Annotated in this window: 12 protein-coding genes and 4 tRNA genes; 9 read left to right on the top strand and 7 right to left on the bottom strand. The window is 68.7% G+C overall.

All coding sequences use genetic code 11. The features are described from left to right. Positions 1-288: 288 nt before the first annotated feature. On the top strand, positions 289-495 hold the full coding sequence (bldC, locus tag ACFXJL_RS04725; RefSeq protein WP_003949541.1) for a developmental transcriptional regulator BldC: 207 nt from the start codon (positions 289-291) through the stop codon (positions 493-495). 441 nt (positions 496-936) lie between these two features. Here the strand turns inward: bldC and ACFXJL_RS04720 are convergent, their stop codons facing one another. From ACFXJL_RS04720 to hrpA, 3 genes are all read right to left on the bottom strand, one after another. Beyond that, positions 937-1,371 (bottom strand): DUF6274 family protein, encoded by a 435-nt coding sequence (locus ACFXJL_RS04720; RefSeq protein ID WP_384689229.1) that lies wholly within the window; start codon positions 1,369-1,371, stop codon positions 937-939. Positions 1,372-2,085: 714 nt separating this feature from the next. After that, a tRNA-Asp gene (locus ACFXJL_RS04715) sits at positions 2,086-2,160 on the bottom strand. A gap of 94 nt (positions 2,161-2,254) precedes the next feature. After that, positions 2,255-6,175, bottom strand: coding sequence for an ATP-dependent RNA helicase HrpA (gene hrpA / locus ACFXJL_RS04710; protein WP_384689227.1), 3,921 nt, complete (start codon positions 6,173-6,175; stop codon positions 2,255-2,257). A gap of 312 nt (positions 6,176-6,487) precedes the next feature. Here hrpA and ACFXJL_RS04705 point away from each other — a divergent pair, with 312 nt between their 5' ends. The 3 genes from ACFXJL_RS04705 (at position 6,488) to ACFXJL_RS04695 (ending at position 8,596) form a co-directional block, all read left to right on the top strand. Beyond that, positions 6,488-6,877 (top strand): hypothetical protein, encoded by a 390-nt coding sequence (locus ACFXJL_RS04705; protein ID WP_384689225.1) that lies wholly within the window; start codon positions 6,488-6,490, stop codon positions 6,875-6,877. Positions 6,878-6,938: 61 nt separating this feature from the next. Continuing rightward, the gene (locus ACFXJL_RS04700) at positions 6,939-7,715 is read left to right on the top strand and encodes a DsbA family protein (protein ID WP_384689223.1); all 777 of its coding nucleotides are present in this window, start codon (positions 6,939-6,941) and stop codon (positions 7,713-7,715) included. Beyond that, complete coding sequence (locus ACFXJL_RS04695; protein ID WP_358880889.1) at positions 7,712-8,596, top strand: cytochrome c biogenesis CcdA family protein; 885 nt, start codon at positions 7,712-7,714, stop codon at positions 8,594-8,596. The genes ACFXJL_RS04700 and ACFXJL_RS04695 overlap by 4 nt, the downstream gene beginning before the upstream one ends. Before the next feature lie 156 nt (positions 8,597-8,752). Here ACFXJL_RS04695 and ACFXJL_RS04690 read toward each other — a convergent pair. The 4 genes from ACFXJL_RS04690 to ACFXJL_RS04675 all read right to left on the bottom strand — a co-directional run bounded on the left by ACFXJL_RS04690 (position 8,753) and on the right by ACFXJL_RS04675 (position 10,829). Continuing rightward, positions 8,753-8,826: transfer RNA gene (locus ACFXJL_RS04690), tRNA-Phe, on the bottom strand. A gap of 27 nt (positions 8,827-8,853) precedes the next feature. Beyond that, positions 8,854-8,928: transfer RNA gene (locus ACFXJL_RS04685), tRNA-Asp, on the bottom strand. 37 nt (positions 8,929-8,965) lie between these two features. Then, positions 8,966-9,038: transfer RNA gene (locus ACFXJL_RS04680), tRNA-Glu, on the bottom strand. A gap of 150 nt (positions 9,039-9,188) precedes the next feature. Next, positions 9,189-10,829: a metallophosphoesterase gene (locus tag ACFXJL_RS04675; protein ID WP_358880890.1), complete on the bottom strand. Its 1,641-nt coding sequence runs from the start codon at positions 10,827-10,829 to the stop codon at positions 9,189-9,191. Between the two features lie 193 nt (positions 10,830-11,022). On the opposite strand from ACFXJL_RS04675, the gene ACFXJL_RS04670 reads away from it, so the two are divergent. The 5 genes from ACFXJL_RS04670 to ACFXJL_RS04650 all read left to right on the top strand — a co-directional run. After that, positions 11,023-11,373: a metallopeptidase family protein gene (locus tag ACFXJL_RS04670; protein ID WP_329020913.1), complete on the top strand. Its 351-nt coding sequence runs from the start codon at positions 11,023-11,025 to the stop codon at positions 11,371-11,373. Then, positions 11,370-11,960, top strand: coding sequence for a fluoride efflux transporter CrcB (gene crcB, locus ACFXJL_RS04665; protein ID WP_384689219.1), 591 nt, complete (start codon positions 11,370-11,372; stop codon positions 11,958-11,960). The genes ACFXJL_RS04670 and crcB overlap by 4 nt, the downstream gene beginning before the upstream one ends. Then, positions 11,957-12,319, top strand: coding sequence for a CrcB family protein (locus tag ACFXJL_RS04660; protein ID WP_358880891.1), 363 nt, complete (start codon positions 11,957-11,959; stop codon positions 12,317-12,319). Before crcB ends, ACFXJL_RS04660 begins: the two co-directional genes overlap by 4 nt. Positions 12,320-12,439: 120 nt before the next feature. Continuing rightward, entirely contained in the window at positions 12,440-13,015 is a 576-nt protein-coding gene (locus ACFXJL_RS04655) for a hypothetical protein (protein ID WP_384689216.1), read from the top strand. A gap of 216 nt (positions 13,016-13,231) precedes the next feature. Continuing rightward, positions 13,232-15,148, top strand: a 1,917-nt coding sequence (locus tag ACFXJL_RS04650; protein ID WP_384689213.1) for a DEAD/DEAH box helicase, incomplete at its 3' end; no start/stop codon positions are given.

The following is a 15,148-nucleotide window of genomic DNA, read 5'->3' as shown; positions in this document are numbered from 1 at the left end:
CTATGGGGGGTCTGGTGGCTCCTGATTGCAGTGTGACTGATCGTTACCGTCATGTGACTGTCCGCTATGGCATGGTCCATCGTCGTTCAGCCACTGATGAACACCTCAGAGGGCAATTCCGTCGGTTTGGCCGACGTGGCTGGACAGATGGTGTAGTTGTAGTGCCGAGGACAAGCCGTTCGTCCTATAACCGACTCGGCCTGCGTCTGCCATTTCGGGCAACGTGGGTCAAGGTGCAGAATTTAGAGGAATGAACCGAGAAGGTTCGGTTCTCCGAGGAGGCCGCTCATGACCGCTCGCACCCCTGATGCCGAGCCGCTGTTGACCCCGGCTGAGGTTGCCACGATGTTCCGCGTGGACCCTAAGACGGTCACCCGCTGGGCGAAGGCAGGCAAGCTCACGTCGATTCGTACGCTCGGCGGGCATCGCCGTTACCGCGAAGCAGAGGTACGTGCTCTGCTCGCGGGCATTCCGCAACAGCGCAGCGAGGCATAACCAACCTTGCTGCTCGGGCTCGCACTGGGACCCCCATCCCGGTAAGGCCCACCCATAGCTCCATTTGACGGGCGTCTGCCCCAACAGACCTCTGTCGTCGATCGCGCTGGACTCCGCCGAGTCCAGCGCGATTTTTCTTTCCGCGGTACTGCCGGGACTGGTGTTGCGGATGATGGCGGTGGCGCTCCAGCGGTCGATTTTCCGGAGCGGAGGAAGGGGCGCGTAGAAGATGGGGGAGGTGTTTCGGAGGTAGTGCAATTGCACATATTAAATTGGTCGATTAGGTGTAGGGGCTAAGTGGCGAGGTTCCAAAAACCTATACGGTGACACCCGTCACACCGCGCAACCCTTGCCAACATCCAGCGTGTCACTTTCGCGAAGCGGATTCTTCGGGCTGAAGTCACTCAGTGAGAGGACCTTCGGCCCCGGCTCGGCCGGCGCTCAGGACCTCAGGGGCGCCCCGGGCGGCGCAGCTGCGGAATCCGTGGCCCTCTGCGGCGGCACCCGCTCCGCGTCGATTCCCGCGAGAGGGCTGGTGGCGACGGCCGGTTCGACGACGGCCTGTGCCATGACAGGTGCGTCCGCCACCCCTGGCGGGCCTTCCGACGGCACTGCGGCACCGGATTTCGTCGTGCTCACCGATCGTGGACCTGCGTCCGCCCTGGGCGCCGCCCCCGGCGCCGATGTCGTCTCGGGCGGAAGTGTCGCGACCGGCCCTGGTGGGACGTCAGATGGGCCTTCAGGCTCCATGGCGAGCCGATGGAGGCGATGGCAGATCGGGCAGTGCCGTGTCAGGTGTCGATAGCCGGATGCCGCGGCGAGGTGCGCCCGCAGCAGTGCCCTGGTCTCGTGCCGCCTCGCTGTGGACGCCGCCATGCGCGCCACCTCCGCGTCCGTTTGAGCCCTGCCCCCTAAAGAGTGGGTACCCGCGGGGAGGAGGACCGTCAAGACGATGCGCGCAGCGGGGTGCATTGCTCTGATGCCCAAGGGGGCATTGGGGACAAAGTGTCGAACCTTGGGCGAGTTGATGCCGGAGCGTGCCCGTCCGACGGTCCCGAAAGGGGCAGGGGCGGCGATCCGGGACGCGTTGATGGGGTGTGAGTCTCAGCCATTCTTGGGTACTCCCGGCTTTCTCTCCCGCGTCCCCGAATTGCGGTCGACAGTCGGCGATCGGGCCCCGAACGGCCTTGGATTCACCTCCGTGAGGGTGTTGCGACCGGTGTCGGCGTGCAGCTCCGAGTCCACGTCGGAGCCCCAGAGCCGGAGCCGATCGTACGTTTCGGCGAGCTATCTCCCCCTTCGCCTGGTTCGCCGCCTATGTAAGGCAAGGTGGCTGAGGGGGATGGTTTGGGCGCACGGGGAGAGCGTGCGGAAGATTGGGTGGCGGACGCCCGTACTCCCGTGTGGGGGCTCCGAGGTCTCGGCGTGTGACCAGCCGTCGTCGGCGCCCGGGAGGGATAGGGTCTACGGCCTCAACGGGCAAAGTGCGGAGGCCCGGAGAGCGGTCCGAGGGGTGGTCCGAAGGTCGGGTCCGGAGACAAGAAGAAGACCCGCACCTCGAAAGGTACGGGTCTCGATCGTTCAGCTGTGCGGTCCTGACGGGATTTGAACCCGCGGCCTCCACCTTGACAGGGTGGCGAGCACTCCAAGCTGCTCCACAGGACCAAGCTTCGCAGTCCGATTGTTGCGCTGGGCTGCGATAAGAGACTCTACAGCAGGGCGACCCCGGTGGTCGAACTCGCTGTGGGTGACAGGCCCGTCACGGCACGAGGGCGTCGATCGCCTTCACGATCCGCTTGTCGGAGACCGGATAGGCCGTGCCCAACGCATGGGCGAAGTAGCTCACCCGAAGCTCCTCCAGCATCCAGCGGACGTCCAGCACTTCCTGGGGAACGGGCCGCCCCTGGGGCAGCTGCTCCAGCAGCCAGGCGTACTCGTCCTGCATCTCCTGGACCTTCTCCATCCGTGTGGTGTCCCTCTGCACGGAAGTCGGCATCTGCTGGAGCCGACGGTCAGCCGCCAGCAGATAGCGCATCAGATCGGGCAGTCGCCGCAGACCGGTCCGGGTGACGAAGCCGGCCGGCATCAATGCCGTCAACTGCCCGCGGACGTCCTGGACATTGCGCAGCAGCGTCGGGCTGGTGGTCGACTTCAACCGCCGCTCGCACGCCTGCCACGCGGCCAGGATCTGCTGGACCTGGTCCACGGTCCGTACCGTCGTGTCCACGAGGTCCGCACGGACCTTGTCGTACAGCTTCCGGTAGGACTCCTCGTCCCATGCGGGGCCGCCGTGGTCCGCGATCAACTTGTCGGCCGCCGCCATCGCACAGTCGTCGAAGAGCGCCTGTATCGATCCGTGCGGATTGCCCGAGAGGGCGAGCTTCTGCTGATTGGTCAGCTTGTCCGAGGCGAACTTCGCGGGATTCACCTGGATGTTGAGCAGGATGAGTTTCCGGGTGCCCCGCCACATCGCCTGCCGCTGTTCGGCCTCCGAGTCGAAGAGCCGTACGGAGACGGTGTCGCCCGCGTCCACGAGCGCCGGATACGCCTTGACCGGCTGGCCGGCCCGACGGGTCTCGAAGACCTTGGTGAGCGTGCCGATGGTCCAGTCGGTCAGCCCGGACCGCTCGATGGACTCGCCCGACGGTCCGACGCTCGCCGCGGCGGCCTGGGAGAGCGCCTGCCGGGCCCGAGGTCTCAGCTTCAGCTGGAGCGCTGTCAGGTCCTTGTCCTCCGCGAGTTTGCGGCGACGCTCGTCAATGATTCGGAACGTGATCTTCAGGTGGTCGGGGACCCTGGACCAGTCGAAGTCGTCCGCGGTCACCGGGACGCCCACCATGGACTTGAGCTCGCGCGCCAAGGTCACCGGCAGTGGCTCCTGGAGCGGCACGGCCCGTTGGAGGAACTTGCCCGCGTAGTCCGGCGCGGGCACGTAGTGCCGGCGCACCGGCTTGGGCAGCGAGCGGATCAGCTCCGTCACCACCTCGGTCCGCAGCCCGGGGATCTGCCAGTCGAAGCCCTCGTCGGTGACCTGGTTCAGCACCTGGAGGGGAATGTGCACGGTCACCCCGTCGGCGTCCGCACCCGGTTCGAACTGGTACGTCACCCGGAACTTCAGCCGCCCCTGGCGCCAGGAGTCCGGATAGTCGTCCTTGGTGACGGCTCCGGCCTTCTCGTTGATGAGCATCTCGCGCTCGAAGTCGAGCAGGTCCGGCTCGTCGTGGCGGGTCTTCTTCCACCAGGAGTCGAAGTGCGCGCCCGAGACCACATCGGCCGGGACGCGCTGGTCGTAGAAGTCGAAGAGGGTCTCGTCGTCCACGAGGATGTCGCGCCGACGGGCCCGGTGTTCCAACTCCTCGACCTCGGTGAGCAGCTTGCGGTTGTCCGCGAAGAACTTGTGGTGAGTGCGCCAGTCCCCTTCGACCAGGGCGCGCCGGATGAACAGGTCGCGTGAGGTCTCGGGGTCGATCCGGCCGTAGTTGACCTTGCGCTGGGCGACGATCGGTACGCCGTACAGCGTGACCTTCTCGTACGCCATCACCGCGGCCTGGTCCTTCTCCCAGTGCGGCTCGCTGTAGGTCCGCTTGATCAGGTGCTGCGCGAGCGGTTCGACCCACTCCGGTTCGATCTTGGCGTTGACGCGGGCCCAGAGCCGGGAGGTCTCCACCAACTCGGCGGACATCACCAGCCGCGGGGGCTTCTTGAAGAGCGCCGACCCGGGGAAGACGGCGAACTTCGCGCCCCGTGCCCCGAGGTACTCGTTCTTGTTGTCCGTGTCCTTGAGCCCGACGTGGGAGAGCAGTCCCGACAGCAAGGAGATGTGGACGCTCGTCTCCGGCGCGTCCTCCTCGTTGACGTGGACGCCCAGTGACTTGGCCACCTGGCGAAGCTGGGCGTAGATGTCCTGCCACTCGCGGATGCGGAGGAAGTTCAGATACTCCTGCTTGCACATCCGCCGGAAGCTGGAGGAGCCGCGCTCCTTCTGCTGTTCGCGGACGTAGCGCCAGAGGTTGAGGAAGGCCAGGAAGTCGGACGTCTCGTCCTTGAAGCGGGCGTGCTGCTGATCGGCCTGCGTCTGCTTCTCGGCGGGCCGCTCGCGCGGGTCCTGGATGGAGAGCGCCGCGGCGATCACCATGACCTCGCGTACGCAGCCGTTCTTGTCGGCTTCGAGAACCATGCGGGCGAGGCGGGGGTCCACCGGGAGTTGGGCGAGCTTCCGTCCGAGCGGGGTGAGCCGCTTGCGGGGGTCCTTCTGCGCGGTGTCGAAGGCGCCGAGTTCCTGGAGCAACTGCACGCCGTCGCGGATGTTGCGGTGGTCCGGCGGGTCGATGAAGGGGAACTTCTCGATCTCGCCCAGACCGGCAGCCGTCATCTGGAGGATGACCGAGGCCAGGTTCGTCCGCAGGATCTCCGCATCCGTGAACTCGGGCCTGGCCTCGAAGTCGTCTTCGGAGTAGAGCCGGATGCAGATGCCGTCCGAGGTACGGCCGCAGCGGCCCTTGCGCTGGTTGGCGCTGGCCTGGCTGACCCGCTCGATCGGCAGCCGCTGGACCTTGGTGCGATGGCTGTAGCGCGAGATCCGGGCGGTGCCCGGGTCGATGACGTACTTGATGCCGGGAACGGTCAGCGAGGTCTCCGCCACATTGGTCGCCAGAACGATCCTGCGGCCGGTGTGCTGCTGGAAGACCCGGTGCTGCTCGGCGTGCGAGAGCCGCGCGTACAGCGGCAGGACCTCGGTGAACCGGTACTTCCGCTTGTCGAGCGCATCTGCCGTGTCCCGGATCTCCCGCTCGCCGGACAGGAAGACGAGGATGTCCCCCTTGCCCTCGCCCTGGAGCTCTTCGACCGCCTCGCAGATCGCGGTGATCTGGTCCCGGTCGCTCTCCTCGCTGTCGTCCTCCAACAGCGGCCGGTAGCGCACCTCCACCGGATACGTGCGTCCGCTGACCTCGACGATCGGCGCATCGCCGAAGTGCCGGGAGAAGCGCTCGGGGTCGATCGTGGCCGAGGTGATGATGACCTTGAGATCGGGGCGCTTGGGCAGCAGCTGGGCGAGGTAGCCCAGCAGGAAGTCGATGTTGAGCGACCGCTCGTGGGCCTCGTCGATGATGATCGTGTCGTACGCGCGCAGCTCGCGGTCCGTCTGGATCTCGGCGAGCAGGATGCCGTCCGTCATCAGCTTGACGAAGGTGTCGCCGCCGACCTGGTCGGTGAAGCGGACCTTCCAGCCGACCGCCTCCCCGAGGGGAGTGTCCAGCTCGTCGGCGACGCGTTCGGCGACCGTGCGCGCGGCGAGCCTGCGCGGCTGGGTGTGCCCGATCATGCCGCGCACGCCCCGCCCCAGCTCCAGACAGATCTTGGGGATCTGGGTCGTCTTGCCGGACCCGGTCTCACCCGCGACGATCACGACCTGGTGGTCCCGTATCGCCTCCAGGATCGTGTCCTTCTTCTGGCTGACCGGCAGCTGCTCGGGATAGCTGACCTGCGGGACCCGGGCGGCACGCCGACTGAGCCGCGCGGCGCACTGCTCGGTCTCGGCGGCGATCTCGTCCAGCACGGCCTGCCGCGCCTCGGGCTTACGGATGCGGCGGGCGCCTTCCAGACGGCGGCCCAGCCGATGGGCGTCGCGCAGCGATACCCCGGCCAGCTGTGTCTGGAGGTCGGCGAAGGAAGTAGACATACGGTCCCCAGGATCGCACCCCGAGGAAAGCACTGGCGAACGCATTTCACCGGTGTGCGGGTGGCGTCGCGGTGGGTGAGCGGGTTGCGGGTGGCTGCGGGGGGTCGTCGACGGCTTCTCGACGGCTCCTTGGGGGCGCTTCGGGGGCGCTTTGGGGACGTTCGGAGCCGGGGCGCAGGGTCCGCAGCACCGGAGTACGACCCGTGGGCCGATGCAGGCGACGGGTGGGACTGGTGCAGTATGGAGCAGATCATTCCGACTGTTCCGCCGTTTCCTGTTCGTTCCTCCTCGTGCTGAAGGGACAGCGCCGCCATGTCGCACAGCCGCGCCGACCGGTACCGCCTGCCGGCGACCGCGTCCGTGCTGCTGGCCATGGTCTGTGCGCTGCTGCTCGCACTGTGTGCGCCGGCGTCGGCGGGCTTCTCCCCCTCCTCCACCGACGGCACGGGAACGGTCGTCACCGCACAGGGCAAGTCGCCCGGCTGCGGCAGGGGACTCCTGAAGTTCGCCGACGACCGAGGGGCCCATGCGCTGGCCCCCTCACGGAGTGCTGCCGCCGAGCAGCCGAGCGCCCCCTGCGGGACGGTCTGCGCGGACGGCGCCCTGGACGACTCCCCGCTCCGCGGTGTGAGGTCACCGGATCGCGGCCCGCCGCCGCTCGCTCCCCCCACCCCGGTCGATCTGTCGGTCCTTCGCGTATAGGCGACACCACTCCCCAGCGCGCCCGTCTCCTTCACCTTTCGCCCAGGAGTGATGCACCACCATGCCTGCCCCTTCCTCACGCCCAGCGTCGTCCGCACGTCCCATCTCCATCGGGGCGGGTGTGGTCGTCGCGGCCCTCCTGCTCGGGTTCGCCTCGTACACCGCGACCAAGCCCACCAGCCCGCGGGAAGCCTCCGCCGGTGCGGAGGTCTCCGCGGACGGAGGCGCCCACGAAGGCACCGCGAAGCTCGCCCGTCGCGATCCGAAGGACCCGCTGGCCATGGGCCGCGCGGACGCCCCCGTCGTGATGATCGAGTACGCGGACTTCCTCTGCGGCTACTGCGGACAGTTCGCCCGGGAGACCGAGCCCGAGCTGATCGAGAAGTATGTGAAGTCGGGCGTACTACGCATTGAGTGGCGCAACTTCCCGATCTTCGGCGAGGAGTCCGAGGATGCGGCCCGCGCGGCCTGGGCTGCCGGACAGCAGGGCCGGTTCTGGCAGTTCCACACCGCCGCGTACGCCGAGGGCGCCAAGGAGAAGGGCTTCGGCAAGGACCAGCTGAAGGCGCTGGCCGAAGAGGCCGGCGTCCTCGACCTGGACCGCTTCGCCAAGGACCTGGACAGCGAGGCCGCCCGGGCCGCCGTCAGCCGCGATGAGAAGGAGGCCCAGGACCTGGGTGCGGCCTCCACCCCGTCCTTCCTGATCAACGGCCGACCCATCTCCGGTGCCCAACCCCTGGAGAGCTTCGGCCGGGCCATCGAAACGGCCCAGGAGACGGCGGAATGGCTCGGTGACGGCGCCAAGGGCGACACATCGGCCGAAACACCCTCCCGATGACGGACATCGGCTATCTGGCCGCGTTCCTCGGCGGTCTGTTGGCGCTGGTCAGCCCGTGCAGTGCCCTGCTCCTCCCGGCGTTCTTCGCCTACTCCCTCGACTCCGCCGGTCGGCTCCTGCTGCGCACCGGGATCTTCTACGCGGGCCTCGCGACCACCCTCGTACCGCTGGGGGTGGCCGGTTCCTACGCCAGTCGGTTCTTCTACGGCAATCGCGATCTGCTGGTCACGACCGGCGGATGGTTGATCATCGTGCTCGGCGTGGCGCAGATCCTGGGGCTCGGCTTCGCCTCCCGCAGGATGGCGGAACTGTCCGGCCGCATCCGTCCCACGACGGCGGCCCCGGTCTATGCGCTGGGCCTGGTCTACGGCCTTGCCGGGTTCTGCGCGGGTCCCATCCTCGGCAGCGTGCTCACCGTGTCCGCGCTCTCCGGCAGCCCTGTGTACGGCGGTCTGCTGCTGGCCGTCTACGCCCTGGGGATGGCGGTGCCGCTCTTTGTGCTGGCACTCCTGTGGAACCGCTTCGACCTGGGCCGTCGCGGCTGGCTCCGGGGCCGTTCCCTGAGCCTGGGCAGGCTTCGACTGCATACGACGTCACTGTTCTCGGGGCTGTTCTTCATCACCCTCGGCACGGTCTTCCTGGCCTTCGACGGCACCACCACCCTGCCGGGTCTGCTCAGGCCCGAGGACTCCTTCGCCGCCGAACAGTGGGCCGGCCGGGTCGGCGCGGCCGTGCCGGACTGGGCGCTGCTGCTCGGCGTGGTGGTGGCGGTCGCGCTGGTGTGGGGCTGGTCATCGAGGAGGCCGGGGCGCAGGCAGGAGGCAACTGAGCCTCACCCGACCGGCGGTCGCCCGTTGGAGCGGGAGAGCGAGGGGGCGTAGCGGGAACGACGATGGCCCCGACCGGTGGTTGGGGCCATCCGAGGTCCGCGCTCCGTATGCGCTGACCTGAGTGCTGACCTACGTGTCGGTGTACGGAAAACAAGAACAGCCCCGCCGAAGATCTTCGGTGGGGCTGTTTACCCAGATGGGCGACGGTGGCTGGGGCCGGGATCGAACCGGCGACCTATCGCTTTTCAGGCGATCGCTCGTACCAACTGAGCTACCCAGCCACGCAGTTCGCCGAGGCGATCTGCAAGCGGTCCTGACGGGATTTGAACCCGCGGCCTCCACCTTGACAGGGTGGCGAGCACTCCAAGCTGCTCCACAGGACCAAAGTTGTGCGAGCACAAGTCTCGCACAGGTAAAACGTGCCCCCAACGGGATTCGAACCCGTGCTACCGCCTTGAAAGGGCGGCGTCCTGGGCCACTAGACGATGAGGGCTAAGGGCCCGCCTGGGCGCTTTGCAGCGCGTCGGGGACGTGAGAAGCATATGGGATGCAGGGAGGTATCGCCAAAACGCTTTACGGGACGGGCGGGGGGACTTGGTTCCTGCCGCCCCAAGGGACGGCCGATGTGGGACGGATGCGCAGGTCAGGGCTGGGGGGAGCGGCCCGGGGCGGAGGGCGGTCGATCACCGGGAACGGGCGTCTGCCGTCCCACCGGGCCACTCGGCGCGCCGGGCGAAGCGGGTGAGGTGGGCGACGGGGACGCCGTCTCCTCCGGTCGCCGTTCCGGATCGCTTCCCTTCGGGAGCCGACGACTGATCTCCGCGGTGGTCAGCCCCAGCCCGCCCAGCGTGATCTCGTCCCATGCCTGGAGCCTCTTGGTCGTCCGGTCCAGATAGAGCACCGACGCCCGTACCTTCTCCGGCTTGTCCTGCTCCAGGGCCCGCAGGCCACCGCCGCCCGTGGAGCCCTCGATCTTGAGCCGGGTGCCGTCCTGAAGGATCTCGCTGGCGCGGTTGTGGAGGTGTCCGGCGAGGACGAGCGGGACCGCGCCGTCCGTCTCACGGGCGGCGACGGGGTTGTGGACCACGGCGATGTCGGCCGGGGTGCCGGCGTGGATCTGACCGCGCAGCGCCGATGCCAGACGGATTCCCGCCATCCGGTGCGCGTCCTTGCCCTCGTCGGCCGCGGTGCGGTCGGGGGTGAACTGAGCGTCGCCCATGCCGGCGATCCGCAGTCCCCCCACCGTGACCGTCCTGCCGTCATCGAGCACATGGGTGTTCTCCAGGCGGGAGAGGTACTTCTGCGTGATCTGCGAGTCGTGGTTGCCCCGTACCCAGACGTACGGCGCGCCCAGGTCGCTGATGGGGTCCAGGAAGCCGTTCTCGGCGGCGGTGCCGTGGTCCATGGTGTCGCCGGAGTCGATGATCACGTCGATGTCGTACTGGTCCACGAGTGAGCTGATGACGTGCCAGGACGCCGGGTTGAGGTGGATGTCGGACACGTGCAGCACCCGCATGGTGAGCGGATCGGGCTGGTAGGTCGGCAGGGTCGAGGTGGCGTCGTAGAGCTTGGTCACATTGGTGACCAGGCGGGCCAACTCCTTCTGGTAGACGTCGAAGTCCGAGACGATCGAGCGGGCGTCGCCGACCACGGACGGCGCGCTGGTGAGCAGTCCGGAGAACTTCGGCTCCAAGACCGACTCGGGGTCCCAGGTGGCCACGGCCGCGCCGCCCGATGTGGCGAGGAGGCCCAGTGCCAGCCCGCCGGCGGCCAGTGCGCGGCGGGGGCGGCGGTAGGCGACGAGCCCGAGCGCGGTGGCACCGGACACGACGGCGACGCAGGAGCGGACAGCCAGTTCGGTGGTGCCGTCCGCGACGTCCTTCGCCACCTCGTCCTGGAGGCCGGCGAGCCGTTCGGGGTGTTCGACCAGTGCAGTGGAGCGGACGGGGTCGAGTTGGTCGACGTCCACGTCGAGCCGGACGGGCGCGGTGTGGGAGTCGAGTTCGAGCGCACCGAGCGGAGAGACATTGATCTTGGTGCCGCCCGACAGGTCGGGCCGCAGGGTCATGCTGGTCTCCATCGGCCCGATGGTGGTGTGCACACTGCCCACGACGAGCAGCCCGAGCCACGCTCCGACGATCACGACCGCCGTCATGCCCAGCCCGCGGGCCCATGGGTGCGGCTGGTGCACCAGGGCATGGGTGGGATCCCCGCGGCGGGAGCGGTGACGCTGTTGGAGCCGGTGGAGCGTGGAACGGATCGGTTCCGGGACTGCACGTGCCATTGGTCCCGTATGCCCCCGGCGGTGTGTTGCCATGCGATCAAGGCGCTGCCGCCTGACGACACGTGCCGGCACGCCACCGCGCCATCGGCCCGGACGCGTGCCGGGAAGGGGAGCGGGGAGAAGGCGGTGGCGGTGGCCGTCACGCGGTGCCCGCCCGGGGGACCAACGGCCGGATGTACGTGACAATGGCCGGGTGCTGGAGATGACGCGTGAGGAGTTCGAGGAACTGGTCGCCGAGGCCCTGGACCGGATCCCGCCCGAGCTGACGCGGCTGATGGACAACGTCGCGGTGTTCGTCGAGGACGAACCCGCCGCTGACGACCCGGAGCTGCTCGGGCTGTACGAAGGGACTCCACTGACCGATCGCGGGGAGTGGTACGCGGGGGTGCTGCCGGACCGGATCACCATCTACCGCGGGCCGACGCTGCGCATGTGCGAGAGCCGCGAGGAAGTGGTGGAGGAGACGGAGATCACAGTGGTCCATGAGATCGCGCACCACTTCGGAATCGACGACGAACGGCTGCACGCACTGGGCTACGGGTGAGCCACGGGCCATCGGGGGAGCAGGGGGCTGGTGCCAACCCTGCGCCCGATGAGGATCCGGCCGGGCGGGGTGCCGACCGCGGCCAGCGGCGCGCACACCCTTCCGTCCCGCAGGAACCGGTCGACCCCGATGTCGATCTGCACCGGGCGGCACAGCGCGCGGAGACCGCCGGTGCCGGACTCGCGCAGGTCCTCGGGGCCGTCGCGGCGGGCGGGGTGATCGGCGCGCTCGCCCGATACGCGATCTTCCTGGCCTGGCCGGTCGCAGATGACGGCTTCCCCTGGGCCACCCTGGCGGTCAACGTCCTCGGTTCGGGACTCATCGGCGTACTGTTGCCGCTCGTGTCCGAGGACGGGCACAAGGAACGTCCGCTCGTCCGACTCTTCGCCGGGACCGGGGTGCTCGGCGGATTCACCACCTTCTCGGCGTACGCGTACGACCTGCGCATACTCCTGGTGGACGACCGGGTCCCGCTCGCGCTGGCGTACGCGGTCGGCACGGTGGTCGGCTGTCTGGCCGCGGTGTGGCTCACCGCCACGGTGACCAGGCGGGTCGTGGTGCACCGCAGTCGGGCGACCACGTCATGAACTGGCTGTTGGTGGCGCTCGGTGCCGCGGTCGGGGCGCCGCTGCGCTATCTGACCGATCGTGCCGTGCAGGCCCGCCATGACGCGCTGTTCCCCTGGGGAACGCTGACGGTCAACGCCGTCGGATGTCTCGTCCTGGGCGGGCTCGCCGGGGCGTCGGTCAGCTCCCAGACCTTTGCGCTGCTGGGCACGGGTCTGTGCGGAGCGCTCAGCACCTACTCCACGTTCTCGTACGAAACGCTCAGGCTGGTCGAACGCGGGCGCCAGGGGCTGATGGCGGCCAATGTGGGTGTTTCCGTGCTGGTGGGGCTGGGATCGCTGGTCCTGGGCATGGAGTTGGCGCAGTTGCTCGCGGGGTGATCCGTCCCGTCAGGAACTGCGTCGCACGGGGCGTGTACTCGTCAGGCGCTGGGCGTGTCCCTCCTGGGGCGGCGGGAGTTGGGCAGTGAAACCCGCGTTCTGCCCACCGGAGGTGCCCTCGTGCGTCAATTGCCCACCCCTGGCCGTCTTGCTGTCGCGTTCGCCACCTCTTTGGCGATCGCGGCTTCGGCGGGCTGTATGAGCGTGAGCGACGACAAGGCTGAGGCCCCCGAGCCCCGCAAGACGTCCGCGCCGTCCGGTGGGGTGATCGAACCCGAGGGCGGCCAGGCCGGCCCCGGGCGACACCACGCCGGCGGAGGCCGGGCCGACTCGGGCAGGTCGGCGCGGCGGTCCGCGGTCCCGGATACGACCCCGAGCCCCCGCAGCGCCACCACTCCGCCCGCTCCCAAGCCCACGCTCGGAGTGAGCCGACCGCAGCCGCCCAAGGCCCCCGAGCCCAGCGTGCCCGCGCCGACCCCGACCGTTCCGCTGCCCACGCCGACCCAGGAGCAGCCGCCGGAGCCGCCGAAGGAGACCCCCAGCGAACAGCCCACCGAACCCACCGAGCCACCGGCCGCTTCCCCGCCGCCCGAGGTGCAGGCCGGCGCGCTGAGGATGGCGGAGGCGGCACGGCGGAAGGTGGGTCGCGAGCCCGAGTCCTCCCCCCGGGTCGGGGCCGAGGTCGGCCCTGTATGAGCCGGTGTAGCGGGGGTCACCAGGACGCGGTTTGCCTTCGATGGGGGAGGGTGCGTATGGTGGTAGATCGTTTGATCCCATTGCCCGGCGCCGAAACAGAAGCGCGCCGTGTGGCGCGTACTCTCCCTAGCCGTGGCTGACCGCATAGAGGCGGTCGAATTGCGAAATCACGGAGTTTGGGCGCGTGCCGAGACTCCGGAAGGTTTCGCATTTCGCATGTCCAATTTCAGCACTGATCACGCCGTCCTGCCCGAGAACGAGGCAGTCGTCGACGCCGTCGAGACCGTGACCCCCGAGGTCACCGAGATCATCACCGACGTCACCATCCTCACCGACGTCGACACCTCCGCCGAGGTCGCGGACCTGATCGACGCCGGTGACGCCGTCGACGAGATCGAGGCACCCGAGACCCCTGAGGTCCCCGAGGTCACCTTCGCGACGCTCGGACTGCCTGACGGCGTCGTCCGCAAGCTTGCACAGAACGGCGTGACCGCGCCCTTCCCGATCCAGGCCGCGACCATCCCGGACGCGCTGGCGGGCAAGGACATCCTGGGCCGTGGCCGTACCGGCTCCGGCAAGACGCTCTCCTTCGGTCTGCCCCTGCTGACGACCCTGAGCAGCGGTCACACCGACAAGAAGAAGCCCCGCGGCATCATCCTCACCCCGACCCGCGAGCTCGCGATGCAGGTCGCCGATGCCCTCCAGCCGTACGGCGATGTGCTCGGCCTGAAGATGAAGGTCGTCTGCGGCGGTACGTCGATGGGCAACCAGATCTACGCCCTGGAGCGCGGTGTCGACATCCTCGTCGCCACTCCGGGTCGTCTGCGCGACATCATCAACCGCGGCGCCTGCTCCCTGGAGAACGTCCAGGTCGCGATCCTCGACGAGGCCGACCAGATGTCCGACCTGGGCTTCCTGCCCGAGGTCACCGAGCTGCTCGACCAGGTGCCGAGCGGCGGTCAGCGCATGCTGTTCTCCGCCACCATGGAGAACGAGATCAGCACGCTGGTCAAGCGCTACCTGACCAACCCGGTCAGCCACGAGGTCGACAGTGCCCAGGGCAACGTCACCACGATGACCCACCACGTCCTCGTCGTGAAGCCGAAGGACAAGGCCCCGGTCACTGCCGCGATCGCCGCCCGCAAGGGCCGCACGATCATCTTCGTCCGCACCCAGCTGGGCGCCGACCGCATCGCGGAGCAGCTGCGCGACTCGGGCGTGAAGGCCGATGCGCTGCACGGCGGCATGACGCAGGGTGCGCGCACCCGGACGCTGGCCGACTTCAAGGACGGCTACGTCAACGCGCTCGTCGCCACCGACGTGGCCGCCCGAGGCATCCACGTGGACGGCATCGACCTGGTGCTCAACGTGGACCCGGCCGGTGACCACAAGGACTACCTGCACCGTTCGGGGCGTACCGCCCGTGCCGGCAAGTCCGGTGTGGTCGTCTCCCTGTCGCTGCCGCACCAGCGCCGCCAGATCTTCCGTCTGATGGAGGACGCGGGCGTCGACGCCTCGCGTCACATCGTCGGTGGTGCGGGCGCGTTCGACCCGGAGGTCGCTGAGATCACCGGTGCTCGTTCGCTGACCGAGGTCCAGGCCGACTCCGCGAACAACGCGGCCAAGCAGGCCGAGCGCGAGGTCGCCGATCTGACCAAGCAGCTTGAGCGGGTGCAGCGTCGTGCCGTCGAGCTCCGCGAGGAGGCCGACCGTCTGGTGGCCCGTGCGGCGCGCGAGCGTGGCGACGACCCCGAGACCGCTGTCGCCGAGGTGACCGAGGCCGCCGAGGCCGAGCTGGAAGCCGCCGTCGCCGCTGCCGCCATCCCCGAGCAGCCTTCGGAGCGCCGCGACGACCGCGGCAACTTCGACCGCCGCAACGACCGCGGTGGTGACCGTGGTGGTTTCCGTCGTGACGACCGGCCTTCGGGTGGGTTCCGTCGTGACGATCGCCGCGATGACCGTCGTGATGACCGTGGTGGCCGTTCGTTCGAGCGTCGTGATGACCGCGGTGGTGACCGTGGTGGTTTCCGTCGCGATGACCGGCCTTCGGGTGGGTTCCGTCGTGACGATCGCCGCGATGACCGTCGTGATGACCGTGGTGGCCGTTCGTTCGAGCGTCGTGATGACCGCGGT

Source organism: Streptomyces sp. NPDC059256, from assembly GCF_042753785.1.
Lineage (GTDB): Bacteria > Actinomycetota > Actinomycetes > Streptomycetales > Streptomycetaceae > Streptomyces.
The sequence above is the reverse complement of the archived record's forward strand: the minus strand, read 5'-3'. Positions and strand labels throughout refer to the sequence as shown.